At 72.5% G+C, this 26184-nt stretch carries 26 protein-coding genes; 20 read left to right on the top strand and 6 right to left on the bottom strand.

The annotated features are described in order from the left end of the window. Positions 1 to 11: 11 nt before the first annotated feature. The gene (locus ABZZ17_RS13615) at positions 12 to 548 is read left to right on the top strand and encodes an acetyl-CoA sensor PanZ family protein (protein WP_356875354.1); all 537 of its coding nucleotides are present in this window, start codon (positions 12 to 14) and stop codon (positions 546 to 548) included. Between the two features lie 217 nt (positions 549 to 765). Then, positions 766 to 1794 (top strand): hypothetical protein, encoded by a 1029-nt coding sequence (locus ABZZ17_RS13620; protein WP_356875356.1) that lies wholly within the window; start codon positions 766 to 768, stop codon positions 1792 to 1794. Here ABZZ17_RS13620 and ABZZ17_RS13625 read toward each other — a convergent pair. Continuing rightward, complete coding sequence (locus tag ABZZ17_RS13625) at positions 1788 to 2411, bottom strand: hypothetical protein (protein WP_356875358.1); 624 nt, start codon at positions 2409 to 2411, stop codon at positions 1788 to 1790. The two genes, ABZZ17_RS13620 and ABZZ17_RS13625, sit on opposite strands and share 7 nt — an antisense overlap. Positions 2412 to 2819: 408 nt before the next feature. On the opposite strand from ABZZ17_RS13625, the gene ABZZ17_RS13630 reads away from it, so the two are divergent. The 4 genes from ABZZ17_RS13630 to ABZZ17_RS13645 all read left to right on the top strand — a co-directional run bounded on the left by ABZZ17_RS13630 (position 2820) and on the right by ABZZ17_RS13645 (position 8169). Then, the gene (locus ABZZ17_RS13630) at positions 2820 to 3497 is read left to right on the top strand and encodes a hypothetical protein (protein ID WP_356875360.1); all 678 of its coding nucleotides are present in this window, start codon (positions 2820 to 2822) and stop codon (positions 3495 to 3497) included. Between the two features lie 84 nt (positions 3498 to 3581). Then, positions 3582 to 4994 (top strand): transcriptional regulator, encoded by a 1413-nt coding sequence (locus ABZZ17_RS13635; RefSeq protein ID WP_356875362.1) that lies wholly within the window; start codon positions 3582 to 3584, stop codon positions 4992 to 4994. Beyond that, complete coding sequence (locus tag ABZZ17_RS13640; RefSeq protein ID WP_356875364.1) at positions 4991 to 6823, top strand: DEAD/DEAH box helicase; 1833 nt, start codon at positions 4991 to 4993, stop codon at positions 6821 to 6823. Before ABZZ17_RS13635 ends, ABZZ17_RS13640 begins: the two co-directional genes overlap by 4 nt. A gap of 119 nt (positions 6824 to 6942) precedes the next feature. Beyond that, positions 6943 to 8169, top strand: coding sequence for a DNA cytosine methyltransferase (locus ABZZ17_RS13645; protein WP_356875366.1), 1227 nt, complete (start codon positions 6943 to 6945; stop codon positions 8167 to 8169). Here ABZZ17_RS13645 and ABZZ17_RS13650 read toward each other — a convergent pair. From ABZZ17_RS13650 to ABZZ17_RS13660, 3 genes are read right to left on the bottom strand one after another with little or no spacing between them, the layout of a single operon-like run. After that, positions 8166 to 8633 (bottom strand): very short patch repair endonuclease, encoded by a 468-nt coding sequence (locus ABZZ17_RS13650; protein ID WP_356875368.1) that lies wholly within the window; start codon positions 8631 to 8633, stop codon positions 8166 to 8168. The two genes, ABZZ17_RS13645 and ABZZ17_RS13650, sit on opposite strands and share 4 nt — an antisense overlap. Then, a complete protein-coding gene (locus tag ABZZ17_RS13655) occupies positions 8626 to 9525 on the bottom strand; it encodes a NaeI family type II restriction endonuclease (protein WP_356875370.1) in 900 nt (299 codons plus the stop codon). Before ABZZ17_RS13655 ends, ABZZ17_RS13650 begins: the two co-directional genes overlap by 8 nt. Continuing rightward, positions 9522 to 10535 (bottom strand): SEC-C metal-binding domain-containing protein, encoded by a 1014-nt coding sequence (locus ABZZ17_RS13660; RefSeq protein ID WP_356875372.1) that lies wholly within the window; start codon positions 10533 to 10535, stop codon positions 9522 to 9524. Before ABZZ17_RS13660 ends, ABZZ17_RS13655 begins: the two co-directional genes overlap by 4 nt. A gap of 56 nt (positions 10536 to 10591) precedes the next feature. On the opposite strand from ABZZ17_RS13660, the gene ABZZ17_RS13665 reads away from it, so the two are divergent. The 6 genes from ABZZ17_RS13665 (at position 10592) to ABZZ17_RS13690 (ending at position 15682) form a co-directional block, all read left to right on the top strand. Continuing rightward, positions 10592 to 11446 carry a class E sortase gene (locus tag ABZZ17_RS13665; RefSeq protein ID WP_356875374.1) on the top strand — a complete coding sequence of 285 codons (855 nt, stop codon included), beginning with the start codon at positions 10592 to 10594 and terminating at the stop codon, positions 11444 to 11446. Between the two features lie 10 nt (positions 11447 to 11456). Then, positions 11457 to 11726, top strand: coding sequence for a DUF3311 domain-containing protein (locus ABZZ17_RS13670; protein WP_356875376.1), 270 nt, complete (start codon positions 11457 to 11459; stop codon positions 11724 to 11726). Positions 11727 to 11764: 38 nt separating this feature from the next. After that, positions 11765 to 13231 (top strand): sodium:solute symporter family protein, encoded by a 1467-nt coding sequence (locus tag ABZZ17_RS13675; RefSeq protein ID WP_356875460.1) that lies wholly within the window; start codon positions 11765 to 11767, stop codon positions 13229 to 13231. Between the two features lie 268 nt (positions 13232 to 13499). After that, complete coding sequence (locus ABZZ17_RS13680) at positions 13500 to 13781, top strand: DUF6412 domain-containing protein (RefSeq protein WP_356875462.1); 282 nt, start codon at positions 13500 to 13502, stop codon at positions 13779 to 13781. Positions 13782 to 13915: 134 nt separating this feature from the next. Next, entirely contained in the window at positions 13916 to 14704 is a 789-nt protein-coding gene (locus ABZZ17_RS13685) for a YidC/Oxa1 family membrane protein insertase (protein ID WP_356875378.1), read from the top strand. Between the two features lie 120 nt (positions 14705 to 14824). Next, positions 14825 to 15682 (top strand): fumarylacetoacetate hydrolase family protein, encoded by an 858-nt coding sequence (locus ABZZ17_RS13690; RefSeq protein WP_356875380.1) that lies wholly within the window; start codon positions 14825 to 14827, stop codon positions 15680 to 15682. An 87-nt stretch (positions 15683 to 15769) separates the two neighbouring features. On the opposite strand, the gene ABZZ17_RS13695 is transcribed toward ABZZ17_RS13690, so the two are convergent. Both ABZZ17_RS13695 and ABZZ17_RS13700 read right to left on the bottom strand, forming a co-directional pair. Next, a complete protein-coding gene (locus ABZZ17_RS13695; protein ID WP_356875382.1) occupies positions 15770 to 16996 on the bottom strand; it encodes an ALF repeat-containing protein in 1227 nt (408 codons plus the stop codon). Positions 16997 to 17107: 111 nt separating this feature from the next. Then, positions 17108 to 18229 (bottom strand): Gfo/Idh/MocA family oxidoreductase, encoded by a 1122-nt coding sequence (locus tag ABZZ17_RS13700; RefSeq protein ID WP_356875384.1) that lies wholly within the window; start codon positions 18227 to 18229, stop codon positions 17108 to 17110. Between the two features lie 55 nt (positions 18230 to 18284). Here ABZZ17_RS13700 and ABZZ17_RS13705 point away from each other — a divergent pair, with 55 nt between their 5' ends. From ABZZ17_RS13705 to ABZZ17_RS13740, 8 genes are all read left to right on the top strand, one after another. Beyond that, positions 18285 to 19454, top strand: coding sequence for an ROK family transcriptional regulator (locus tag ABZZ17_RS13705; RefSeq protein ID WP_356875386.1), 1170 nt, complete (start codon positions 18285 to 18287; stop codon positions 19452 to 19454). Positions 19455 to 19674: 220 nt separating this feature from the next. After that, positions 19675 to 20490: a hypothetical protein gene (locus tag ABZZ17_RS13710; RefSeq protein ID WP_356875388.1), complete on the top strand. Its 816-nt coding sequence runs from the start codon at positions 19675 to 19677 to the stop codon at positions 20488 to 20490. A gap of 105 nt (positions 20491 to 20595) precedes the next feature. Continuing rightward, entirely contained in the window at positions 20596 to 21360 is a 765-nt protein-coding gene (locus ABZZ17_RS13715) for a GntR family transcriptional regulator (protein WP_356875390.1), read from the top strand. A 157-nt stretch (positions 21361 to 21517) separates the two neighbouring features. Continuing rightward, positions 21518 to 22639, top strand: a complete 1122-nt coding sequence (locus ABZZ17_RS13720; RefSeq protein ID WP_356875392.1) for a TIGR03364 family FAD-dependent oxidoreductase — start codon at positions 21518 to 21520, stop codon at positions 22637 to 22639. Between the two features lie 5 nt (positions 22640 to 22644). Further along, positions 22645 to 23370, top strand: coding sequence for a phosphonatase-like hydrolase (locus ABZZ17_RS13725; RefSeq protein WP_356875394.1), 726 nt, complete (start codon positions 22645 to 22647; stop codon positions 23368 to 23370). After that, positions 23367 to 24416, top strand: a complete 1050-nt coding sequence (locus ABZZ17_RS13730; RefSeq protein ID WP_356875396.1) for an ABC transporter ATP-binding protein — start codon at positions 23367 to 23369, stop codon at positions 24414 to 24416. The genes ABZZ17_RS13725 and ABZZ17_RS13730 overlap by 4 nt, the downstream gene beginning before the upstream one ends. Then, the gene (locus ABZZ17_RS13735; protein WP_356875398.1) at positions 24409 to 25392 is read left to right on the top strand and encodes a 2-aminoethylphosphonate ABC transporter permease subunit; all 984 of its coding nucleotides are present in this window, start codon (positions 24409 to 24411) and stop codon (positions 25390 to 25392) included. Before ABZZ17_RS13730 ends, ABZZ17_RS13735 begins: the two co-directional genes overlap by 8 nt. Then, positions 25379 to 26176, top strand: coding sequence for an ABC transporter permease subunit (locus ABZZ17_RS13740; RefSeq protein ID WP_356875400.1), 798 nt, complete (start codon positions 25379 to 25381; stop codon positions 26174 to 26176). Before ABZZ17_RS13735 ends, ABZZ17_RS13740 begins: the two co-directional genes overlap by 14 nt. The last annotated feature ends 8 nt before the right edge of the window (positions 26177 to 26184 follow it).

A 26184-nucleotide genomic window follows, 5' to 3' on the forward strand; every position in this document is an offset into this window, starting at 1 on the left:
GAGTCGACGCCTTGATCTCTTACGGACGAGCCGTCCTCGACCTCGCGGACGAGCTGGTCGACGCCTACGCGGACGTGTTCTCCGGACCGCCGTGGAACGAAGGTGAAGAAACCATTCGCCAGTTTTCGGCCCGGCTCCAGACGGACGTCCGGCGCACGGGATTCCGTACGGCCTTCGTCCAGTCCGCGACCGGCATCGACGGCTTCGCCACCGGCTGGCTGACCCCGGCCCCCTTCCCGAAGAACCGCGCCTACCCGCAGGTCGCCGCCCAGCTTGGCGCGGCCCGCGTACGGGAACTGCTCGTCGGGGCCCTGGAGATCGACGAGCTGGCCGTACGAGGCTACGCGCGCGGCCACGGCACCGGCCGGGCCCTGCTCACCGAGATCACCGCCGACGCCCCCGAGGGCCGGGCGTGGCTGCTGACCTCACGCCTGGCGACGGACACGGTGGCCACCTACCGCCGCCTGGGCTGGCGCGAGGTCCCCGCCCTCCCCGGCACCGAAACGGGCGTAGTCGTCTTCCTGTCCCCCACCCACCCAACCCCCTGACACCCCCACCTCCCCGGCCCCCAGCTCAACCCACCCGCCCGGAGTGCCCGCCCCGCGACGACGCCGTGCGCCCCGCCCGCGCTCCCGCCCGGCCCGCCCCGCCCGGGCCGGCCCCCCGCTGCGGTCCCGTTCGCCCGCCGGAGGGGGTCCGCCCTCCCCGTGTCACGAACCTCCGTACGCGGGGTAGCCCGCCCACGGCGCCGGGCATATCCGGGCCATGATCACCACACCGCAGCCGAAGCCCAACTCCTCCCTCGTGAAGCCGGCCCGACGGCAGCTCGGCCTCGCCACCCGGCACCAGCTCACCGCGAACGCCGGGATCCCCGCCGGCACGATCACCTCCCGCACCCGCCCCGGCGGCCCCTGGCAGCGCCTGCTGCCCCGGGTCTACCTCCTGCAGACCGGCCCCCCTGACCCCCGCCAGCGCGCGCTCGCCGCCGTCCTGTACGCCGCCGAACCCACCGCCGACCCGCTCTCCGGCGAGACGGCCGTCCTCACCGGCGGCGCCGCCCTCGCCCTCCTCGGCATCCGCGACACCCCGCACACCCCGGCCGAGGTCCTGATCCGAGCCCCGCGCCGGCTCGCCCCCGCCCCCGGGGTCCGCCCCCGCACCACGAACCGCTGGCCCCGCACCATGACCGTGTCCGGCGTCCCCGCGGCCCACCCCGTACGCGCCGCCGCCGACTTGGCGGCCCGCACGGAACCCGGAGCGCTCCCCGACCGCATCCGCTCCGTGCTGGCCCAGGTCGTCCAGGCGGGCTGGTGCCACCCGCACGACCTCCACGCCGAACTCCGCACCTCCCGCCTCCTCACCCGCCCCGCTGTCCGCGCGGCCGCCGCCGAACTCCTGGCCGGGGTCCGCTCGGTCGCCGAGGCCCGGGCCCGCGACACCCTCGAGGCCACCGACCTGCCGACCCCGCTCTGGAACGCCCGCCTCTACACCCCGGACGGCGCCTTCCTGGCCAGCCCGGACGCCTACTGGCCCGACGAGGGCGTGGCCCTGGAGGTCGACTCGGCCGAGTACCACTACACCCGCGACGCCTGGCAGGCCACCCTCCGCCGGCGCCTGCGCCTGGAGTCCCACGGCATCCTTGTGGTCAGCGCGACCCCGTCGATGCTCCGCGACACCCCGGCCGAAGTCCTCGCCGCCCTCCGCACCCTCCTCACCCTCACGACCCCCCGCCCCACCCCACCCACAGCCCAAGCCCGCGGCCACCAACAGCTCCCGCTCCCGCTCGGCTACTGAGCGGATGCCGCCAATAGGTATCCGACGTCCTCGTGCCGGCCAGCGTGGTGGAAGGCGGCGGTGATGTTCAGTACCGCCTGTTTGTCGGCGCGCTGGGAGGCGCCGGTGAGAACGGCGTCGGCGGCTTCGTGGAGCCCCGTGCTCCGGCAGGACGAGACGGCCTCCAAGAGCTGAAGGGGCGTCAAGGTCGTACCGGCCCGCCACAGCAGGATGGCCGCGTCGCGGTGTCTGTCCTCCGACAGATAGCGCGCAACGGTCTCCAGTTCAGTCCAAGCGGCCCCGTCCGTGTATTGCGCGGGGTGCCGGTCCCCCTCGTGCTGGGGGACCGGCACCCCAGCCGCGGGCGCCGCCCGTGCGGATCGGGACGCCAGCTTCTGCTTCCGCTGCGCGCGTCGTTCGTGCTTGATCCGGTAAGCGGTGCGATAGGCCGGCGTCTTCCGCTCCACCGGAGGGGAGTCCAGGGTTCCCGGTACCCGCTCCGAACTGGCCGCTGTACAGCACAGGCAGTGCCGGGCGGAGGCACGGTGCCGCAGCTCCGTCAGCTCAGCAAGGGTGAACGGGAGGGTGGCGTCGATCGAGGCTGCCGCTGCCCGTGCGGCCTCGTAGAAGCTCTTCATCAGGGGCTCTGTGGGAACCCGTGCACCGTTCAAATGGGTTGACAGGGTGCCCGGGGAGATTCCCGCATCCTCCGCGATGCCTCGCTGGGAGCGCTCCGTCGCCTCCTGTACGGCTGTAAGAGCCGCCGCCAGGGCGCGCTGGTCCGGGGACCGGCGGTCGGGCATCGTCAATTCCTGGGGCAAGGCAGCTCCGTTCTCAGTGAAGATCCAACCCTCCGAAGTTTCACCTGAGTTCGGTACGAGCGGAACGCCCGGAGGGTTTTCACCTGGCTGGGAATTCGGACACAGGCTGGAAAGCGCGCGGACGATGAGCAAAGGTTGGGGCGTTGGCTGAAGTTCCCGGCGGGGGGTATCCACGGGTTTCGGCCAGCCGTTTTCCGGCTGATTCGATAGAGGGGAACTGCGCGCATGACTTTGCCGTCGTGGACTGATGAGAAGCTGGGAGCCAAGCGGCGTGCGGCGCTGTGGCTGCTGACCGAGGTCGGAGAGGGCGGCGTCTTCACGAAGGAGGACGTGCGTACGGCGTTCCCGGGGCTGAGCCAGATCGACCGCCGGGTGCGTGAACTCAGGAGCCACGGCTGGCGTATCGACACGAACCGTGAGGACACCAGTCTGGGCCAGCATGAACAGCGCTTCGTGTCGGCGGGTGAGCCGGTCTGGGAGCAGGGCAAGGGGACCCTGCCGTCGACGGGATACACGGACACCCAGCGCCGCGAACTGCTGGCGAAGGACGGGCACTACTGCCGCTCGTGCGGCATCGTCCCCGGCGCCGTGTACGCCGGCACCTACGAATCCGCGCAGCTCGACATCGCCCGCCGCCCCGTGAGCCAGCCGGACGGGACGAGCAAGGTGGAGCCCGTGGTCGAGTGCAACCGGTGCCGGGTCGGAGGCAAGAAGCTGACGGCGGACCTGAACGGCGTCCTCGCCGGCGTGACGAAGCTCGGGGCGATGGAGCTGAAGATGCTGGGAGGCTGGATGGACCTGGGCGAACGGGACTTCGCCCTGGTCGAGCGGCTCTGGGCCGACATCCAGACGCTGCCGGCCGAGTCCCGCGAGAAGGTCAGGCAGGCCTTGGGCCAGGCGTAGGTCCGACAATACGAATGGCGGGGGCCGTGACAGGGCGGCCCCCGCTCAGCACCCCCGATGTTGCCCTTTGGAGGAGAACCAACTGTGAGCATGGACTTCGGCCGGCCGCCGCGCGCCACCGAGAACCGGGAACTGGTCGAGCAGCGGCTCAAGGAAGCCGGTTCGGGGGACGGGCTGCAGGAAACGCTGATCGTCGAGTGGCGGGCCAACCCGATCGTCGTCCAGGTCATCGACATGCCGATCGATCAGGTCTACTTCAACCCGTCGACGCACCGGATCCGCGCCCAGCGCAGCTACGAGCCGGCGCGTGACCGCCTCCTTTCGGAGGACGCCTGGAGCCCAGAAAGCCAGGACTACCTCCGCCACCTCCTCCAGGCCCTGCCGTCGAACCCCGCCAAGCGGGACGGGGACTTCGACGAACTCAAGGAGAGCCTCAAGGAATACCGGCAGAACGAACCGGGCCTCATCACCCGCGACGGAATCCTCGTCAACGGGAACACGAGAGTCGCGGCGCTCCGCGAACTCGGTGCGAGAAGCGTCCGGGTGGGTGTCCTCCCCGAGACCTGCACGTGGGCCGACATCAATGCCGTAGAGCTGTCGCTGCAGCTCCGTCACGACACCCGGCGCCCGTACTCGTACATCAACCGGCTGCTGACCATCGACGAGCAGGTGACCAGCGGCCGGCCGATCGGCGATGTCGCGAGGGACTTCCGTATCCGGCCGGCAACCGCCGAGCAGGATCTGTGGGTGCTTTCCTGCCTGCGGGACCTGGTGTCCCGCTCGGAGACGGGGGTCGCCCAGCTCAAGCTGATGGACTTCGAGGACGCTCAGGAGAAGCTGCGTGAGCTTCACCGGGCCTTCGCCAAGGCTGTCAAGCAGAACCCCGGCCAGGCCGACCTGCTCAAGGAGAACAAGCTGGCGCTGATCGTGCTGGAATTCTCCAAGACGGACGTGCGTCTTGCCGACGTCGACTTCCGGACCCGCTACCTCCAGCGCTTCCTGCCGGACGGCCTCAAGGAGGCGCCCGTGAAGGCCGCGGGTGTGATTCCGGGGCTGGGCCGCCCCGCGTGGGGCGACAGCCCGCAAGTAGCTGCGGCGAAGGCGCTGACCGACGTGCTGCTCCAGGCGAAGGCTGTGGGCCGTGCGACCGGGACCGTGCCTGACGCGAAGCTCCAGGAAGCTGCCGAAGTATGGCAGCAGGCCAGGGAAGCGGTGGAGGAAGCCCTGGTGCCGGCGGGCAAGGACGCCCGGGTGCGCAAGCGCAAGCAGGCGGCTCCGGACCGTCTCTATGACGCGGTCCAGGACATCGAGCAGTGTGTGACCGACATGTCGCTGGCCCGGGCATCGCGCAACCTGGACGAGGAGATCTTGGACGAGGCGGTGCTGGCGCTGAAGGCGAGCCTGTCGAAGCTCGCCCGGGAAGCTGGCCGGAGCATCGGAGAACCGGGCGACGGCGTGGCGTGGCTGCTCGAGGCGATGCTCCAGGAGGAGGCGTGAGCGACCACTCGGGTCCGTCGCTGAGGCTGGCGTTCGACGTGTCCCGTACGAAGGCCACCCTCCAGGCAGGTGAGCCCTACCGGGCAGACCTGGCCCAGCTGGCGTCCAGCTTCCCGCTGGGCGGTCAGCGGGGCCCCCTCACGCTCGAAGTGCCGCTCGACGATTTCCTCTCCCGGCTGAACGTTCTTTCGGAGTGGGCACATCCCGAGTCCGTCGAGTGGGACGAGGAACTCGCCGCGTTGGTCGGAGACGTCCTCGACGACGCGGAAACGGCGGCTGGCCACCTCGACGAGGGTCCGCAGGCCCCTGGACCCGTGGCCGAAGCCGATGTGATGACCGCCCTGGGGCCGGGCTGGCGTGCTGGCCTGACCGACTTCCAGCGCAGGGACGTCGCCCGGCTGCTTTCCATGAGGCACGGAGCCAACTTCAGCGTGCCCGGTGCGGGGAAGACCCGGGTCGCTCTCGCCGTCTACGCGGCGATGAAGGAGCGGGGCGACGTGCGGCGCCTCCTCGTCGTGAGTCCCAAATCGGCTTACGAATCATGGGATTTCGAGAGCCGTGTGTGCTTCGACGCCGTCCCGGTGACCCGGGTGATGGGCAAGGTGCCCGACCCCCATACCGAGATCCTGATCGTCAACTATGAACGGCTCGACCGGGCGCTGTCCGGGCTCGCCGCATGGCTGCGCGCGGCCCCCTCCATGGTGATCCTGGACGAGGCGCACAGGATGAAGCTCGGCGCGGAGGGGACCTACGGCAGCGCGTGCATGGCGCTGGGGCCGCTGAGCCGGCGCCGTCTGATCCTCACCGGGACGCCCGCGCCGAACGGGGCCCGCGACCTGGAGAACCTCCTGTCGTTCGTATGGCCGGGACACGGCCGCAGGGTCGTCACGAACGCAGTCGCGGGCGGTGACCTCGCCTACGCGAGCTCCGTACTGCGCCCGCTCTTCACGCGTACGACCAAGAAGGAGCTGGGGCTTCCGCCATTCCAGCCCGTGATCCTTCCGGTGCCTCTGGAGGGCTTGCACCGGGAGATCTACGATGCGCTGGTAGGCCGCTACACGGCGCGCGCCGAGCTGGCGCGCGATGACTTCGACTCGCTGGGGAAGGCGATGCTGCGGCTGCTGATGGCCGCTACCAGCCCGGCCCTGCTGGTGGAGGGCAGTACCCGGCACGAGCCGGTCAGTTTTCAGGTGCCTCCTCTGGACATTCCGGATGGCGAATCCCTCTACACCCTGCTCCAGAATCTTTCCCAGCACGAGCTGCCGCCGAAATACCGGGCGGTGAGGGACATCGTTTCCAGGAATGCGGCCGTTGGGCGGAAGACCCTCGTGTGGTCGACCTTCGTCCGCAGCATCACCACTCTGCAGGGGCTGCTGGGCGAATTCGGTCCTGCCGCCGTTCACGGCGGCACCCCTGACCGGGAGGAGCAGCTGCGCCGGTTCCGGGAGGATCCGGACTGCCACGTCCTGATCTCCAATCCGGCGACCCTGGGAGAGGGGATCAGCCTTCACCACGAGTGTCACGACGCGGTCTACGTCGACCGTGACTTCATGGCGGGACGCTTCCTGCAGAGCCTCGACCGCATCCACCGGCTCGGGCTGGCGCCAGGGACTGAGACCCGGGTCACGGTGCTCGCGGCGACGGAGACGATCGACGAGATCGTGGCCATGAGACTCGCGGAGAAGCTCGAGTTCATGGGCGCCATCCTCGATGATCCCTCCGTGCGCGCACTGGGTGACCTGCAGGAGGAACGGCCGACGGTGGGCGGTATGGACGAGGCTGACATCCGGGCCGTGCTGGACCACGTGGGCGTGGCTGCCGTCCGGTAGGGACGGGGCGGCGCACGAGTCCTGGGGCACGTGGACGGCCGAGGTGCCTCGGGCGGCATGTGATGTCGGTGGCAGATGCGACACTGGCCTGTCTGCATCTGCCACACCAGGAGGACTCGATGGGTGCCAGCGATCGCACGCTGACCTCGATTGAGATTTGCGCCGGAGCGGGGGGACAAGCCATCGGTCTCCACCAGGCCGGCTTCCGTCACCTCGCCCTCGTCGAGATCGACCAGCATGCCGTGGCGACCCTGCGGCGCAACATCGCCCATCGGGACGGCTGGCAATTCGAACGCGACTACTGCGACATCATCAACAAGGATGTGAACCTCTTCGAGCCGCGGGCCGAGCTCGTGAAGCCGCTCAAGCATCTTGGCCGGCAGTTGCAGCAGGGTGAGCTCGATTTGCTCGCGGGGGGTGTTCCGTGTCCTCCGTTTTCGCATGCCGGAAAGCAGCTCGGCAAGGAAGACGAGCGTGATCTTTTCCCCAGGATGCTCGACCTCGTGGATGACCTGCTGCCTAAAGCCGTCATGATCGAGAATGTTCGCGGCATTAAAGACGAGAAGTTCTCAGAATATCGCGAATGGGTCATCGCCCGCCTGCAGGGCGGCAAGGCGACTGACCCGATCACTGGTGAACGCAAGGAATACGACGGCGCCGGCCATGCTGAGGATCTCAGCTATGAGGTCTGCGAGTGGGAGATCCTGGAGGCCAGCGATTTCGGCGTGCCGCAGCTGCGCCCCCGCGCGATTCTTGTCGCCATTCAGAAGAAGTACCTGGCACGGCGGCAGTTTCAGTGGCCCACCCCCGGCGTGGAATTCCTGAGCGTGCGTGACGCCCTTGAGGAGACGATGGCTGAACGGTACGAACCGTTCATCCAGCAGGGCGGGGTCGCCGGCACCCAGGCTCAGAAGGCACTTGACGACTGGCGCGACGCCAGTGGCGGAATCGCACCCACCCTGGTGGGAGGCTCCAAGAAGCACGGCGGAGCCGACCTCGGGCCGAGCCGGGCCAAGGCCGCCTGGAGGAACCTCGGAGTGGACGCCCTGGGTGTAGCCAATGCGCCGAAGGACGTGGAGAAGAAGAAGAGCTGGGAACGCGACCTCTTCCGCCCTGACGGTCCGATGCTGACCGTTACTCAGGCGGCGATCATCCAGGGGTTCCCGCGGGAGTGGGACTTCGAAGGGGACGCGTCCGAAGGGAAGCTGCCCGGCAAGACCGCGCAGTACCGCCAGGTAGGGAACGCCTTCCCGCCCCCGGTGGCGAAGGCGGTCGGAAAGGCCATCGCCGAGGTTCTGCTGGCTGTTGCCCCTGAGGGGCCGGAAGGGCGGAAGGCGGGACGTTAGACGCCGGAGGCGGCGGACAGGCTCCGCCGCTCCTGGACGGTGGCGGCGATCGTCGCGGCGCAGACGTCTGACCGCTCGTGCTCCCAGAACCGGAGCACGAGCCACCCGGCCTCTTCCAGCTGCCGGTCCGTATCGCGGTCCCGGGCCATGTTGCGGGCCACCTTCTCAGACCAGTAGCCCGGGTTGGTCTTCGGCGAGACGTAGTGTTCAGGGCAGCCGTGCCAGTAGCAGCCGTCGACGAACACGGCCACCTTCACCGGCCGGAACACCAGGTCTGCCGTGCGCCGCAGGCCGGGCAGCGGCCGGGCGGCGATCCGGTAGCGCAGCCCCTTCGCGTGCACGAGGCGGCGGATCACCAGCTCGGGCTTGGTGTCACGGCTGCGGATCGCCTGCATGTTGCGCCGCCGCGCCGCTGAGGAGGCCCAGGAACCCTCGGGCGGCTGCCAGGCGCTGTCGTCAGGCATGCTCCGGGCCTCCTTCCATCCGCAGGGCGACCCAGTCCTCCGGCCCCAACGTGATCTTGTGGGTGGCCGCGAGGTCCCGCTGGTCGGGAAACTTCCCGCAGAGCAGAGTGAGGCCGTCACGGGCGAGACGAGCCCGGATGTTGCGTGCCCGCCTCAGGGGGTCGTGGTTGCCCGCCCCGACCGTTGTGATCACGCTCCGCGGAACGACGAGCCCTTCCAGATAATTGAACATCATCGTGAAGCGCTGTTCCTGTCCCGGCCGCTTGGCGAGGACCTTGCCAGCCTGTTCCGGGGTGAGCAGCGTCAGCGGGTTGACCGGCAGCGGGGTCCAGTCGTAGAGCGGCACGCTCCAGTGCTCGCGGGCGTGTGCGGCGAGTCCCCGCTTGCCGTCCCGGTTCCCGGTGCCCCGGTAGAGCCAGGAACGGTGCGCACGCACGAGCCATGACCGGTGCCGGCCACGGCCGAGTCCTATCTGAGTGCAGATGCAGAGCTGGCACTGGGCCTCAACAGGGATCGTCCAGTTCGCGCCGACGGTCGCCTTGATGTCCACGGGTATGCCAGCCAGCACGGTGTCCAGCGGCGGCACCTTGGGCAGGCAGAAGGCGCGGAGTACCTCGTACTCCAGTTTGGCTCCCACGGAGGCCTTCTCGCCCGGATGCACATCGGGGGACAGCAGGTTGTAACGGCCCGTCCTGGCCCCGTCGAGTACGTAGTCGACCGAATTCGCGATGGCGCGGGTGTAGAGACCCGCGATGTCGTCATAAGAGCGCAGTTCAGCGAGGACGGCCTGGAGCTCGGTGTCTTCGCCGGGGGCCTGCAGAACGTGCTCGCCCCCCTCGGCGTTCGAGCAGATGTCCCCCGGTTCCTGCAGGATCAGACGCCCCCTGCTCATCCGTGGACCGCTCCGGGCGTCTCGTGGCACTCCGCGTAGGGCTTGCCTGAGGTGCACCAGCAGGGGGTGGTGGGGGGCGGGGGCCAGGGGGTGGCTTTGCCGCGGGCCGCGAGGGTGGTGGCGTACTCGGCCAGGAGGGACGGGGAGGCCGGGGAGGTCTTCTCCGAGGCGGCGAAGGCCTCGTACGAGGGGACGCTGCCGGTGACGATGCCGAGGTTCGTGGTGCCCGAGGCGGCGAGGGCGCGGAGCGAGGCCTCGACGCGGGTCAGGTGGGTCTCGTGCGAGGGGTACTCCGCCGCGAGGGTCGGGTACGAGGTGAGGAGCTCGGAGAGTTCGCGCTGGGGCCAGTGCAGGATCGCCACCGGGAAGGGCCGCGAGAGGGCGGCGCGGCGGTCACCGAGTTCGGCGCGCAGGCGGGCGATCTCGGCGCGGAGTTCGGCCGGGTCGTCGGAGCCGAGCGCCCAGATGCGCTTCGGGTCGTGGAGCTCGTCGAGGGGGATCGGGCCGACGTGACGGGTGTCGGCGACCATGTCCCAGTCGTCGTGCGGGAGTCCGAGGAGGCGGCGGACCCGGTGGCGGCCCGTGAGGAGCGCGGTGGTGGCCGGGGTGAGGGGGGTGTCCTCCGAGGTCAGCAGGGTCGCGGCCTCGGTGAAGCAGTCGTGCGAGGCCTCCAGCTCGTCGTGGGCTTCGAGGGCTTCCGCGATGACCTCCCAGGGGGCCGGGTCCGCGGGGGCGGCGGCCCGGATGCCGGAGATCAGGGCGCGGGCCTCGGCCTCGTGGCCGTACTCCCACAGGTTCGCGGCCTGCAGGGCCTTGATCAGGTGCGGGTCGGCCGGTGAACCGGAGAGGAGCTGGTCGTACAGGGTGCTCGCCCGGTCCCGTTCGTCTCCCAGTTCGAGGTGGGCCGCGGCCTGGAGGAGCAGGGGCTCCTGGTCCTCGGGGTAGCGGGTCGCCGTGCGGATGAGGCGCTCGGCTTCGGCGATGTGCTCTGCAGGCGTGTCGGGGCGCATGGTTCACACCGTACTGCCGCTGGTCAGTTGAGGGGGGAGGACTTAGGGTGCGGGCCGTGCGGGATCACGTGCGTGTGGTGGTGCAGGGGGGCGGCCGGCGGGGGCGCGGGGCGGGTCTCGCGCGGCTGCTGTGGGTGGGCGCCGAGTTCGTCACCACGGTGGGTGTGGTGGTGGCGTTGCTGGTGGTGCACCAGGTGTGGTGGACGAACCGGCAGGCCGTCGCCGCCGCGCAGGAACAGGTCCGGAGCCTTGAGAGGGCTTGGGGGGACAGCGGTGCGGGGGAGGCGGAGGTCCCGTCCCCCGACGGGCCCGTGCCGCCGCCCGCCTCCGAGCCGGAGGAGTCAGGGGCCGTGCCGGGGCCCGGACCCGACCCGGAGCCGGGGGCCGCGTCCCCGGAGGGGTCCGCGCCCGCCGCGCCGCCCCGTACGAAGCCGCAGCCGCCGGCGAAGCCGAAGCCGGAGCCCGCGCGGGACGAGGCGTACGCCGTCCTGCGCATCCCGCGCCTCGGTCTCGCCGTTCCCGTCGCGCAGGGGGTCGACAAGCGGGCCGTACTGGACAAGGGGTACGCCGGCCAGTACCCGGGTACGGCGCAGCCCGGCGCGCGGGGCAACTTCGCGCTGGCCGGGCACCGCAACACGCACGGGGAACCGTTCCGGTACGTCAACAGGCTGCGCCCCGGTGACGAGTTGCTGGTCGACGTGCGCGGGCGGCGCTACACGTACGTGGTGGGGCAGGTGCTGAACGAGACCACCGAGCGGGACACCGGGGTGATCGCACCGGTGCCGCGGAGCGTGGTCAGGCCCGAGTACGGGTACGGGCGTCCCGATGCGTACATCACCCTCACCACCTGCACGCCCGAGTACAGCTCCAAGTACCGGCTGGTGGTGTGGGGGACCCTCAAGTCCCCCTAAAGTGGGGTGGATGCGTCCGAAATGGCTGAAGCGTCCGCAGCTGGTGTGGCTGGGGGCGCCCTTCGTGGTGTTCCTCGGGGTGCTGCCGTGGGTGAACCGGGTCGAGCCGCGGGTGGGCGGGGTGCCGTTCCTGTTCGTGTGGCTGCTCGGGGCCACCCTCCTGACGCCGCTCGCCGTCTGGCTCACCCGGCGCGCAGACCGGCGCGGGTCCCGGCGCGAAGACCGAACGCGCGACCGAAGGGACGATCGAAGGGGCGACCGTAGGGGCGACCCGTCGTGAGCCAGGCCGCCGTCGCCACCTCCGTCTTCGGCGCGTTCATGGTGGCGACCGTCGTGCTCGGCCTGCTCGCCGTCCGCGGCCGGGGCGGGGGCGGCGGCGGGCTCGCGGAGTGGTCGGTGGGCGGCCGCTCGCTGGGGACCGTCTTCATCTGGGTCCTGATGGCGGGCGAGGGCTACACCAGCTTCAGCTACCTCGGGGCCGCGGGCTGGGGGTACGACTACGGAGCCCCGGTGACGTACGTCATCGCCTACATGTCCTGCGGCTACGCCGTCGGCTACGTGGTCGGTCCGATGCTGTGGGACTACGCCCGCCGCCACGGGCTCGTCGGCATCAGCGACATGGTGGCCCACCGCTACGGGCGCCCCTGGCTCGGTGCGGCCGTGGCCGTGCTGGCCACGGTGTTCCTGCTCCCCTACATCCAGCTCCAGATCACCGGCATGGGCGTGGTCGTCTCGACCGTGACCTACGGCGCCGTCTCCCTGAACTGGGCCTACTTCCTGGCCTTCGCCGTGACCACCGGCTTCGTCGTCGTCAGCGGGCTGCGCGGCAGCGCCTGGGTGTCGGTGCTCAAGGACGTGCTGGTGATCGGGACGCTGGGCTTCCTCGCCGTGTACGTCCCGCTGCACTACTTCGGCGGCTACGGGGAGCTCTTCGACCGGCTCGCCGCCGAGAAGCCGGCATGGCTGACGCTGCCCGGGCACGGCGCCGGCGAGGACGGGAGGGGCGAGCTGGGGGTCGGCTGGTTCGTGAGCACCTCCGTGCTCAACGCGCTGACCGTCGTCATCTTCCCGACCACCGTGGCCGGCTACCTCGGCGCGCGCAGCGCCGACGCGCTGCGGCGCAACGCCGTGCTGCTGCCCGCGTACAACGTCCTGCTGTTCGTACCGATGCTGCTGGGCATGGCCGCGCTGTTCGTGGTGCCGGGGCTGACGGGGGCCGAGTCGAACCTCGCGCTGTTCAAGCTGGTCGTGGACTCGCTGCCGGCGTGGGCGGTCGGGGTGATCGGGGTGGCCGCCGCGCTGTCGTCGATCGTGCCGATGGCGGTGTTCATGCTGGTCATCGGGACGATGTGGGGGCGGAGCGTGCTCTCGCTCGTGCCCCGGTGGAGTGCGGGGGAGCGGCAGGTGCTCGCCTCGCGGATCGTGGTCGTGACCGCCGGGTCGGTGGCCCTGGTGATGACGTACGCCGCTCCCAGCACCCTGGTCCGGCTGTCGCTCGTCTCCTACGAGGGCATGGCGCAACTGTTGCCGATGCTGCTGCTGGGGCTGGTGTGGCGCCGGCTGACGGCGGCGGGCGCGGTCGGCGGGCTGGCCGTCGGCGTGGCGGTGGTCTGCGGGCTGGTGTTCACCGGGCACGACCCGGTGTGGGGGGTGAACGCGGGGATGGTCGCGCTGATGCTGAACCTGGCGGTGGCGCTCGGGGTGTCCTGGGCGGCCGGGCCGCGGGGGGACGCGGAGGCGGACGGCCGGCCCGACGCGGAGGTGCTCGCCTCCGATCCCCGGTAGGCAGCCCCGCCGTCGGCGGCCGGGGGCGGACGCGGGCGGGGCCGGGAAGGTTGCGTCCTGACCCCCCTCCCCTTGTCAGTGCGCCCGGTTAGTATCGATCCGAGGTCCGATCCCGTACGAGAGTTCGTACGGGTGGTGCTGACGCGAGCGGAAGGGGGTGGCCGGCATGGCGGAGCGAGCCGTCGTCCGTTCCCCGCTGTCCTTCGCCGCCCCGTCCCCTCGCTCGTCCGCCTCCCCGGCCTTCCTCTCGTCCTCCGCCTCCTCGCGGATGTCCCGGCTGCTCGGTGTCCTCCTCCTCGTCGGCGGGCTCCTCGGCCTGATGGCGGGGGAGAACGGCCTGGCCGCCGCCGTGGTGGCGCTGGCGGCCGTGGTCGCCGTGGGCGCCGCCGCACTGGCCGCGTGCCTCGTGCGGCCCGTGCCGCCGCACCGCATACGTACCGCGATCCGTGATCGCGAGCAGCGCACGGCGTTCTTGCCGCAGCGCGATCCCGACGCCTCGGGCCGGTCCAGGCCCAGGGCACCCGGCCGTCTCCTTCCGACGGCCGCGTAGGGGCGCGCAGCACCTTCCGCTTCTGCTTCCGCCGACCGTTCGAGGTCGGGCCGATCACTGTCGTCGCCCCTCGCGGGTCGTCACGCCGAAATGCACCTTCTTCGACGTTCGACGAGACCCCTCGGAGGGCCCGCGTGTCCGTTTTCACTCATCTTGTCGCCGAGCTGGGCCGGCTCCTGGAGCCGGTACTGGCCGAGTCCGCGACCGCTGCCGCGATCGTGCTGTTCACCGTCCTCGTACGGCTCGCCCTGCATCCGCTGAGCCGTGCCGCCTTCCGCGGCGCGACCCCGGCGGCCGGCTGTCTGCCCGTACTGCTCCAGCTGCCGGTGTTCTTCGTGATGTACCAGGCGTTCTCCTCCTCGAAGGTGGGCGGCGAGGCCAACGAGCTGCTGGGCCACCGGCTGTTCGCCGCCCCGCTCGGCTCCCGCTGGACCGGGGCGCTGGAGGAGGGCGGCTTCTTCGGGCCGCAGGGCCTGGTGTTCCTCGGCCTGTTCGCCGCGATCGCGGTGGTGGCCGCGTGGAGCGCGGTACGGGGCCGGCGCGCCGCGGCGGCGGCCCCCGCCCTGCCGGTGCCGGCCGTCGCACCCCGCACGGCCAAGGCCGCGACCGGGACCAAGGCCAAGGCCGGAACCGGGGCCAAGGCCGGCGCCCGGGCCGGGGCGCCCGCCGCGCCGCCGGTGGAACTGACCGCCGAGCAGCAGGCGGCGATGCGCAAGCTGGGCGGCGTACTGCCCCTGCTGTCGTTCGGGACGCTGATCACGGCCGCCGTGGTGCCGCTCGCCGCGGGGCTGTACCTGCTGACCACCACCGCCTGGTCGGTCGCCGAGCGGGTCTGGCTCCAGCATCGCAAGGACCGTGCGGCGGCTGCCGCCGAGGGCGCGACCGACGGAGCAGTGAGTTCCGCTTCACGTTCCAGTCTGTGAACAGGGTCTTGCGGATTGGTTGGACATCTTGGAGGATCGACCAATCCTCCGATGGCCGCAACCCATCGGCCGGCCCCGGCACGCCCCGGGCCGACCACCCACGACCACGGGAGAATGCCCATGAAGCTGCTGCGCGTCGGACCCGCCGGCTCGGAGCGCCCCGCGCTGCTCGACCAGGACGGCACCCTGCGTGACCTGTCCGGCCTGATCACGGATGTGGACGGCGACCTGCTCGCCGACGACTCCGTACTGTCCCGGGTACGGGACGCCGCGGCGGCCGGCGGACTCGCGGCCCTCGACGCGGAGGGGCTGCGCATCGGCGCCCCGGTCGGCCGGATCGGCAAGATCGTGGGCATCGGGCTGAACTACCACGGGCACGCGGCCGAGGTCGGCGCCGAGGCGCCGCCGGAGCCGATCGTCTTCCTCAAGGCCCCGGACACCGTGGTCGGCCCGGACGACACCGTGCTGATCCCGCGCGGCAGCGTGAAGACCGACTGGGAGGCGGAGCTCGGCGTCGTCATCGGCGCCACCGCCCGCTACCTGTCCTCCGCCGAGGAGGGTCTCGCGCACGTCGGCGGCTACCTGCTGGCCAACGACGTCACGGAGCGCGCGTTCCAGACGGAGCGCGGCGGCACCTGGGACAAGGGCAAGAACTGCGAGACGTTCACCCCGCTCGGCCCCTGGCTGGTCACCGCGGACGAGGTGCCGGACCCGCAGGCCCTGGACGTCCGGCTGTGGGTGAACGGCGAGCTGAAGCAGGACGGCCACACCTCGGACCAGATCTTCGCGGTCGGCGAGGTCGTGCGGTACCTGAGCCACTTCATGACCCTGTACCCGGGCGACGTCATCGTCACCGGAACGCCGGCGGGCGTGGCGGCCGGGCAGCCGGAGCCGAAGCCGTTCCTGCGGGCCGGTGACGTCGTCGAGGTGGAGATCGAGGGCCTCGGGCGCCAGCGCCAGGAGTTCAAGAGCGCCTGAGCGCACGTGCCGTAGCTGACGCGCACGGCGAAGGGGCGGGCCGCCCATGGCGGCCCGCCCCTTCCGTGTCCCCGTACCCGGTGCCGATCAGCCCTCGGCGGACGTGCGGCGACGGCGGTTGGCGACCACCAGGCCGGCTCCGGCGGCGAGCGCGGCGGCGCCGGTGCCCGCGATCCAGACGTTCTCGGAACCGGCGCCGGTGTTCGCGAGCCGGCCGGAACCGGTGCTGCCGGCCGGGGTCACGTTGCCGTTCCCGGTGGTGCCGGTGGTCCCGGTCGTGCCAGTGGTCCCGGTGGTGCCGCCGGTGCCCGTCGTGCCGCCCGTTCCGCCCGTCTGGGTGCCGCCCGTGCCCGGCGTGCCGGTCTGCCCGCCCGTACCCGTTCCCTTGTCCTTGGCGCGCGCCTCGTGCTGCCCGGTCTTCAGGAACGCGGCCCGGTCCGCCGGGGTGCCCTTGAGGGCGGCGAGGGCGGCCTTCTTCAGCTCCGGGCCGGCCTTCGCCACCATCGCCGAGATCAGGACCTTGTTGTCGTCGTCGCGCAGCACGTGCTGCGTGGTCTTCATGAACTCGCGCAGCTGCTCGGGCTTCGGGTTGCCTTCGAGGAGCTTGACGATGCCCTCCCGCAGACCCGGGCCGGCGTCCCTCAGCATCCCCAGCGCCGCGACCCGGTCGTCTTCCGCGCGGATCGTGTGCTGGCCGGTCGCGACGAACGCGCGGACCTGCTCGGGCGTGCCCTTGCCGAGGAGTTCGTTGACGGCCTTCGTGATGCCCTTGCCGGCCCCGTCGAGCATGCGGGTGATCTCGACGAGGTCGTCCTTGTACCGGGCCTTGTGCTGGCCCTTGTCCAGGAACTCGGTGATCGCCTCGCGGGTGTTCACCCGGAGGGTCTCGTCTGCGGCCGCCCGTACGTGCCGCCCGCCCGCCTCACCGATTCCGGCGACCCGTACGCGGTCGTCCGCCAGCTGCTGCTTCGGCAGCTCGACGGTGAAGAAGGTCCGCAGGTCCGCGGCGTTCCCCTTGAGGGCCTTCTCCGCCGCCGCGCGGACGCCGGGCCCGATCGCCGGGTTCTTGAGGAGCAGCTCGATGGCGGCCCGGTCCGCGGCCTCCGACGGGTCCGTGGCGGGCGTGTCCGCCTTGACGCCGTTGTCGGCGGTGTTCCCCTGGCCCGCGGGCTGCTGGCCCTGGTCGGGGACGGTCGACGAGGACGGCGTGGTCGCCGCCGGCGCGGAGTCGGCGGCGAACGCGGGCGAGGAGAGCAGGACGGCCGGGGCTATCGCGGCGGTGGCCACGACGGTTGCGATCCGGGGCAGCTTCACTGGTGGGGTTCCATCCTTCACACGTGTGATGATCGACAGCTCGTGAAGAATATGTCGCCCACTTCTTCCGAAGCGTCGATTTCACGCCAAATGCGCCTGCCCCGTGGCCGGTCAGAGGTCTACGGCGACCCCCTCCAGCGAAGACCGGCGCGCCGCCTCCAGCACGTCCAGGCAGTGGGCCGCCTCGTGCGCGGTCACCGGCGCCGGGCCGCCCGAGCGCAGCCCGGCCTCGACCGCCGCGTAGTAGGCGGGGTAGTCGCCCGCCGCGGTGCGCACCGGGATGCCGCCGCCGGTCAGCGGGGACTCGCCGGAACCCAGCCGCCCCCACAGGTGCTCGGGCTCCTCGCCCCACGCCCGGCCCTCGTCGCCCGGACGCAGGCCCTCGCGCAGGGCGGCCTCCTGGGGGTCCAGACCGTACTTGACGTAGCCGGCCCGGGAGCCGAGGACCCGGAAGCGCGGGCCCAGCTGGGCGGTGGTCGCGCTGACGTAGAGGTGGGAGCGGACACCGTTCGCGTGCGTGAGCGCGATGAAGGTGTCGTCGTCCGCCTCCGCACCCGGACGCCGCACGTCCGCTTCCGCGTAGACGCGTACGGCCGGGCCGAACAGGACCAGCGCCTGGTCCACGACGTGGCTGCCGAGGTCGTACAGCAGGCCGCCGATCTCCTCCGGAGCGCCGGACTCGCGCCAGCCGCCCTTGAGCTGCGGGCGCCAGCGCTCGAAGCGGGACTCGAAGCGCAGGACCTCGCCCAGGTCGCCGCCCGCGAGCAGTCGGCGCAGGGTGAGGAAGTCGTTGTCCCAGCGGCGGTTCTGGAACACGGAGAGGTAGGTGCCGGTCCGGTCGGCGAGGGCGGCGAGCTCGCGGGCCTCGGCCGCGGTGGCGGCGAGCGGCTTGTCGACGACCACCGGGATCCCGGCCGTCAGCGCGGCGGTCGCGAGCGGGACGTGGGTCTTGTTGGGGGAGGCGATGACGACGAGGTCCAGGGCGTCCTCGCCGTCCGCGCGCTCCCACAGCTCGTCGGCGGAGGCGGCGATCCGGACGCCGTCGTAGGCCTCGCGGGCCTGGGCCTGCCGGCCGGGGTCGGAGGTGACGACCGTGTCGAGGACGAGGCCCTCGGTGGCGGTCACGAGCGGGGCGTGGAACACGGAGCCGGCGAGTCCGTAGCCGACGAGCCCGACGCGCAGCGGGGAGGCGCCGGCGGAGGAGGCGGGGGAGGGAGCGGGGGAGGCGTTCATGCGACCACTTTGGCAACAGTGTTGTGTAAGTGCAAGGAGGGTGGACAATGGGCGGGTGAACAGGGGTGACGGAACGGGCCGGGGCGGGGCGAACCTGCCGGCGCTGCGCGGGCACAACGAGGCGGTACTGCTGGACCTGCTGCGCGCCGCCGGCGCGCCGGGCCTCGGCCGCACCGAACTCGCCGCCCGCACGGGCCTCACCCCGCAGGCCGTCAGCAAGATCACGGCCCGGCTCGCCGCGGACGGCCTGGTGGCCGACGCCGGCCGCGGACCCTCCACCGGCGGCAAGCCGCGCACCCTCCTGCGCCTGGTCCCCGGGGCCCGGCACGCGGTGGGCGTGCACCTGGACCGGGACGAACTGAGGACTGTACTGGTCGACCTCGCGGGCACCGTCGTCGCGGGACGGAGCGCACCGCTGGACTTCGGGGCGGGCCCCGGGCCGGTCGTGGACGCGGTCCTGGAAGCGGTCGTACGGGTCTCCGAGCGCGCGGGGCCCCGGCCGCTGCTCGGCGTGGGGGTCGCCGCGCCCGGCCCGCTCGACTGGCGGACCGGGGTCATGGGCCGCGTCACCGGCTTCCCGGACTGGGCGGGATTCCCGTTGCGCGAGGTACTGGCGGGCCGGCTGGGGCTGCCGGTGGTGCTGGACAAGGACACGAACGCCGCTGTCGCGGCAGGGGGCCCGGGCGGCCCGGGCACGGGCACGTCGGTGTACCTGCACGTCGGTACCGGTCTCGGTGCGGGGCTGCGGCTGGACGGCGAGGTCTACCGGGGCGCCCGGTCGGCGGCGGGCGAGTTCGGCCACCAGGTGCTCCGGCTGGACGGCCCGCCGTGCCGGTGCGGAGGGCGGGGCTGCCTGGAGGCGCTCTGCCTGGACGCGGTGGCCCGGGGCGACCTGCCGGAAGCGGCACGGATCCTGGGGGAGGGCGCGGCGAACCTGGTCGCGCTGCTCGACGTGGACCGGGTCCTGCTGGGAGGCCGGGTCGTGGACGCGGATCCCCGCGTCTTCGTGACCGGCGTCCGCGCGGCCCTCAGGGCCCGCCCCCTGACGGACGCACCCCCACCCACGGTGACGGCGGGCGGGGCCGGGTCCGGGCCCGGGACCGGGTCCGGGCCCGGGATCGCGGAAGGCGCGGCGGAACTGGCGCTGGGGCCGTTCTTCGGCCACCCGGCCGCGCCGCTGACGGGCCGGGGTCGGGTCCGGGGCCCGGAGGCGGCGGGTTCCTAGCCGGTCCGCGTCGAGGGAGGGTTTGCTGCACCCCCACGCCCCGCCCCCCACCCCCCGTCGCGGTTGACCCCGTGCGCCATTCAGGCGTAAACCGGGGTGGGGCACGCGCGGCGGCCCGGAGGGCCGCGGGGGTGCCTGGCAGGGTGCGGGCAGGCCGGGGTGATTGTCGCCTCGTCCTATCATCGTCCCGTCCGGCGAGCAGCGAAGGTCTTCCATGCGAATGCGCAAAGCCCTTGCCCTCACCGCCGTGCTCCCGACCGTCGTGCTCCTCGCCGCCGCAGCCGCCGCGCCCGCGACCGCCGCTGCCCCCGCCGCCCCCGCCCCCGCGACCGCCGCCCCCGCCGGGGTCGCGGACGTGGGTGCCGGGGGCGGTGCGCGTCCCGCGCCCGCGCTGCCCTCGCGGGTCGAGGCCACCTGCGGGGACGGGAAGAGCACCGCCTTCCCCATCGGGGCCCGGATCCGTGGCGGCCCGCCCGTCTACCGGGCCGGCGGCGGGGCGCAGACCTGGCTGCTGGACCTGACGAACACCACGAACGGCGAGTGCACCGCGATCCATCCCGTCGTCGTGTTCACGGACAAGGCGCGGGCCCTGCGCCCCGCCCACCTCCGGATGGAGTTCGCGGCTCCGGGCGGCCCCCACCCGGTCAGTCTGGAGCGCACCGACCGCGACGAGATCATCGCGGTGTTCGACGGCGGGGACGCCTTCTCCGGGTTCTCCGTCGGCGCGGGCGGCACGGTCACCGTGACCGTGCGGCTCGCCTTCGCCCCCGACACCCCCCACGGTGAGGTCGTCGCCGACGCGGCCCTCGTCCAGCGCAGGGGTGATCACGGTGACGACGGCGACTGGGTCGGGGAGGCCGGGGGGTACCGCTTCTCGGTGGAGGGGTCGCAGGATCCGGCCGAGGCGGGATCGCTCGCGCACACCGGTCCCCGCGACCACGACTGGGCCTACGGGGCCGGAGCCGTCGCGGCCCTCACCGCCGGGGGCGGCCTGCTCCTGGGCGCCCGCCGCCTGCGCGGCCCCCGCCCCCGCTGACCCCGCCCCCGCTGACCCCGGCCCCGGCGCCCCCGCTGACCCCGGCCCCGGCGCCCCCGCCCCGCGCGAAGATCTCCGTACACCTGCCCCGCGTACAGTCCCCACGTGGAAGAACAGACCCCGCAGCACCACCCCGGCCGGCCCGTGCGTTCCGGTATTCCCGAGCACGGCCGCATCCCCAAGTACTACGCCGTCAAGGCCCGGATCGCGGACCTCCTCGACGAGCTCGGCGAAGGGGGAGCGCTGCCGACCGAGCGCGATCTGGCCGAGCGGTACGAGGTGTCCCGCGAGACCGTCCGGCAGGCCCTGCGCGAGCTGCTGCTGGAGGGCCGGCTCCGCCGGTCGGGGCGCGGCACGGTCGTCGCCGGCCCCAAGCTGGAGCAGCCGCTGTCCCTCGCCAGTTACACCGAGGGCGTGCGCCGTCAGGGCCGCCGCCCCGGCCGCAACCTCATCGGCCTGGAGCGCTTCCCCTGCCCGGCCGCGCTCGCCCCGGGCATCGGTGCGCAGACCGGTGAGCCCGTCTGGCACCTGGAGCGGGTGCTGCTCGCCGATGACGAGCGGGTCGGCCTGGAGAGCACCTACATCCGGGTCGCCCGCGCGCCCCGCCTCGACATCGATTTCCAGCCGGACTCCTCCTTCTACGGCTACCTCCACGACAGCCTCGGCATCCCCTTCGGCGAGGCCGACGAGAAGCTGGAGACGGTCCTCGCCACCCCCCGTGAGGCCCTGCTGATCGGCACCCCGCCGGCCCTTCCGATGCTGCTCATTCACCGGTTCTCGCGGGACCGGGAGGGCAGTCCGCTGGAGCGGGTGCGTTCGCTCTACCGTGGTGACCGGTTCAGCTTCACGACGCGCCTGCGCCCCGAATAGCGCGCACCGGCCACCCCGCACACCCGGCATACACCCCCAAAGGGACAACTGCACATCACGGAACGATAACGGGTCTGGTCCAAGCTTGGCGGGCTGTTCACCGGCTCGTCGCCGACCGGATCCTCCGGGGTCACCGATCGCCACCACCTTGGACGGCGTGAGAGTCATAGTCGTCGGAGGCGGCGTGGTCGGCACCATGCACGCCTGGCAAGCAGTCGAACGCGGCCACGAGGTCGTCCAGATCGAGCGGGAAGCCGAGGCCCGGGGCGCGTCACTGCGCAATTTCGGCCAGATCTGGGTCAGCGGACGGGCCGGGGGCGAAGAGCTCGACACCGCCCTGCGGGCCCGCGAGCTCTGGGAGCGCATCGGCGCGGAGGTGCCCGGCCTGGGCTTCCGCGCGATCGGCTCCCTCACCCCCGTCCGCAATGCCCGCGAGTACGCGGTGGCCGAGGCGGCCGTGGCCCGCCCGGACGCCGCGGCCCGCGGCTACGAGCTGGTCACCGCCGCCGAGGCCCGGAAGGCCAACCCGGCCCTGCGCGGCGCCTTCGAGGCGGCCCTGTGGTGCGAGCGGGACGCGGCCGTCGAGCCGCGCACCGCGCAGCTCCACCTCCGCGAGGCCCTCCGGGCCACGGGCCGCTACACCTTCCTCCCCGGCCGGGAGGTCCGCGCACTGGCGGGTCCGGGCGCGGTCCGCGACGACCACGGTGACGTGCACCGCGGTGACGCCGTCGTCCTGGCCACGGGTGCCTGGCTGTCCGGCCTGGTCCGGGAGCTGGTCCCCGACCTGCCCGTGCGCCGGGTCCGGCTCCAGATGATGCAGACCGCCCCGCTCGGCGAGTCGCTGACCACGTCGGTCGCGGACGCCGACAGCTTCCGCTACTACCCCGCCTACGCGTCCCCCGCGCTCGACGAGCTCAACGCCGGGCAGGCGCAGGCGCCGGTGGCCGCCGCGCACAAGATGCAGCTCCTGATGGTCCAGCGCCAGGACGGCGGACTGACCATCGGCGACACCCACGAGTACGAACACCCCTTCGCCTTCGACACCCTCGAAGACCCCTACGAGCACCTCACCGAGGTCGTCGAGTCCTTCCTGGGCCGCCCGCTGCCGAAGGTCCGGCACCGCTGGGCGGGCGTGTACGCGCAGTGCACCGACACCAGCCGGGTCGTCCACCGCCAGCAGGTGGGGGACGGCGTCTGGCTGGTGACCGGGCCCGGCGGGCGCGGGATGACCTGCTCGCCCGCCATAGCCGAGACCACCGCGAACGAACTGGGCTGGTAACCGACATGACCGACCAGAGCACCCCGACCACCCCGACCGCCCCGACCAGCCGCCACCGGCTGATCGTCCTCGACATGGCCGGCACCACCGTCGCCGACGGCGGCCTCGTCGAGCGCGCCTTCGAACGCGCCGCCGCGCACCTCGGCGTCGAGCCCGGCAGCCCCGACCACGCCGCCAAGCTCCGGTACGTCCGCGACACCATGGGCGAGTCGAAGATCTCGGTCTTCCGCCACCTCTTCGGTACGGAGGAACTGGCCCGGCGCGCCAACACGGCTTTCGAGCAGGCCTACGGGGAGCTCGTCGACGGCGGCCTCATCGCCCCGGTCCCCGGCGCCCGCGAGGCCGTCGAGGAGCTCCGCGCCGGCGGCCGCACCGTCGTCCTGACCACCGGTTTCGCCCGGGTCACCCAGGACGCCATCCTCGACGCCCTGGGCTGGCGGGACCTGGCCGACCTCACCCTGTGCCCCGCCGACGCGGGCGGCCGCGGCCGGCCCTACCCGGACATGGTGCTGGCCGCGTTCCTGCGCACCGGCGCCGCCGCCGACGTACGGGAGACGGTCGTCGCCGGGGACACGGCGTACGACATGCTCAGCGGCCGCCGGGCCGGCGCCGGCATCGTCGCCGGGGTCCTCACCGGCGCCCACGACCGTACGGCGCTGACCGGCAACGGGGCGACGCACGTCCTCGGATCCGTCGCCGAACTCCCCGCCCTCCTCGCGGAGCCGAAGTGAGCGGCATCCGCTTCGACGGCGTCAGCGTCGCCTACGCCGGCACCACCGTCCTGGACTCCCTCGACCTGACCGTCGAGCCGGGCGAGGTCATGGCCCTGCTCGGGCCCTCCGGCTCGGGCAAGACCACGGCGCTGCGCGCGGTCGCCGGATTCGTCCGGCCGGCCGCGGGCCGGGTGCTGATCGGCGGCCGGGACGTCACCGGGCTCCCGCCGCACAAGCGCGGCATCGGGATGGTCGTCCAGCAGTACGCGCTGTTCCCGCACCTGCGGGTCGAGGAGAACGTCGCCTTCGGCCTCAAGGCGCAGAAGGCCCCCAAGGCCGGGATTCCGGGCCGGGTCGCCGAGGCCCTGGAGATGACCGGGATGGCGGCCTACGCCCGGCGCTACCCGCGCGAGCTGTCCGGCGGCCAGCAGCAGCGGGTGGCCATCGCCCGCGCGCTCGCCATCCGGCCCGGCGTGCTCCTGCTCGACGAGCCGCTGTCCGCGCTCGACGCCCAGCTGCGCTCGGGCATGCTCGCCGAGCTGGCCCGGCTGCACCGCGAACTGCCCGACGTGTCGATCCTGTACGTCACGCACGACCAGGTGGAGGCCCTCACCCTGGCCGACCGGATCGCCGTCATGGACCGGGCCCGCCTCCAGGACTGCGGGACCCCGCAGGAGCTGTACCGGGCCCCGCGCACCGAGTTCACGGCCTCCTTCGTCGGCAACGCCAACCTGCTCCCGGTGACCGTGGCCGACGGCGGCGCGGTGTTCGAGGGGCGCGGCCTGGAGCTGGACCCGGCGGGCGCCCGGCCCGGCGCCCGCGCCACGCTGTGCGTGCGGCCGCACCTGATCGGCCTCGGCGCGGGGCCCAACGCCCTGCGCGGCACGATCACCGAGGTCCAGTGGCGGGGCTCCACGCACCGGCTGTACGTGGACGTCGACGGGCACCGCGTCAAGGCGGACCTGCCCGAGCTGCGCGAGACCCCGGCGCTGGGCGACGAGGTGACCCTGCACTTCGAGCCCCGCGACGCGGTGCTGCTGGCCGCAGGGGTGTCCGATGCCTGAAACCCCGCCCGTCCCGGCCCCGGCGGCCGTGGCCCCGCCCGGCCCGGGCCCCGGTCCCGTGCCGCCCGCCGCGTCCGCGCACCCGGCGCCCGGGCCGCGTGCCGGGACCGCAGCCCCCGAGACGCCGTCCGCGCCCGGGGAGGTCCGCCCGCCGCGCCGCGTCCCGGGCTGGCTGTGGACCGTACCGCCCGTGGCCGTGCTCGCGCTGGTCTTCCTGTACCCCCTCGCGCTGGTCGTCCAGCAGTCCCTCACCCCCGAGAACGGCGGCGGGGCCTTCGACGCCTACGCCTCCGTGTTCGCCTCCCGCGGCTTCCGCGAGGCCCTCGGCACCACGGTCTGGCTGGCCGTCGGCGCCACCGTCGGCTGCCTCGTCCTCGGCTTCGCGCTCGCGCTGGTCATCGCGTTCGTCCCCTTCCCCGGGGCCAAGGCCGTCGCGAAGTTCATCGACGTCTTCCTCTCCTTCCCCTCCTTCCTCGTCACCCTCGCCCTCCTCTTCGTCTACGGGACCGTGGGCATGGCCAACGGGGCCTGGACCGACCTGACCGGCGCCGCCGAAGGCCCGTTCCGCTTCCTCACCACCCCCTGGGGCGTCCTCCTCGCGGAGATCACCTACTTCACGCCCTTCGTGATGCGCCCGCTGCTCGCCGCCTTCTCCCAACTGGACACCGCCCAGCTGGAGGTGGCCTCCTCCCTCGGCGCGAAGCCCGCCCGGATCGTCCGGCGCGTCATCCTCCCCGAGGCGCTGCCGGCCCTCGCCGCCGGCGGGAGCCTCGTCCTCGTCATGTGCCTGAACGAGTTCGGGATCGTCCTGTTCACCGGTGCCAAGGACGTCACGACGCTCCCGATGCTCATCTACGGCAAGGCGATCCTCGAATCCGACTACCCGGCCGCCTGCGTGGTCGCCGTCGTCAACATCGCGATCTCCGTCGGCCTGTTCGGCCTCTACCGGGTGGTGAGCAAGCGTGCTGGTGCATAGCAAGACCGGCCGCTGGGCCGCCTGGGGCCTGTTCGGTCTCCTCTTCCTGCCCCTCTTCGCCCTGCCGCTGTTCGTCGTGGTGGCCGCGTCCTTCTCCACCCACTGGTCCGGAGCTTTCCCCTCCGGACCGACCACCGAGAACTACGCCTCCGCCGTGCGCGGCGAATCCCTCGCGGCACTGACCACCTCGCTGGTCACCGCCCTCATCGCCAGCCTGTCGGCGCTCACCGTCGGCAGCTGGGCGGCGCTGGCCGCCGCGGGCCTGAAGAAGCGCGGGAAGCGCGCCCTGGACGCCCTGTTCGTGTTGCCCGTCGCCGTGCCGTCCGTGGTCGTCGGCCTCGCCGTACTCGTCGCCTTCAGCAGGCCCCCGCTGCTGCTCAACGGCACGAGCTCCATCGTCGTCCTGGCCCACACCGTCCTCGTCACGGCCTTCGCCTACCAGTCCGTGTCGGCGGCGATCGTCCGGCTCGACCCCGCCTACGAGCAGGCCGCCGCCTCCCTCGGGGCCCGGCCCGCGTACGTGCTGTGGCGGGTCAAACTGCCCCTGCTGCTGCCGTCCCTCACCTCGGCGGCCGGGCTCTGCTTCGCCCTGTCCATGGGCGAGCTGAGCGCCACGATGATGCTCTACCCGCCGGACTGGATGCCCCTCCCGGTCCGGATCTTCACCGCCACCGACCGCGGCTCGCTGTTCAGCGGCTCCGCCGTCGCCGTGGTCCTCATGGCCACGACCCTGCTGGTGCTGCTGGCCGTCTCCCGCATCCGCACCAGAGCCTCGTACCGCTGATCCCCGGC

It is taken from the genome of Streptomyces sp. NPDC006512, assembly GCF_040611935.1.
Taxonomy (GTDB): domain Bacteria; phylum Actinomycetota; class Actinomycetes; order Streptomycetales; family Streptomycetaceae; genus Streptomyces.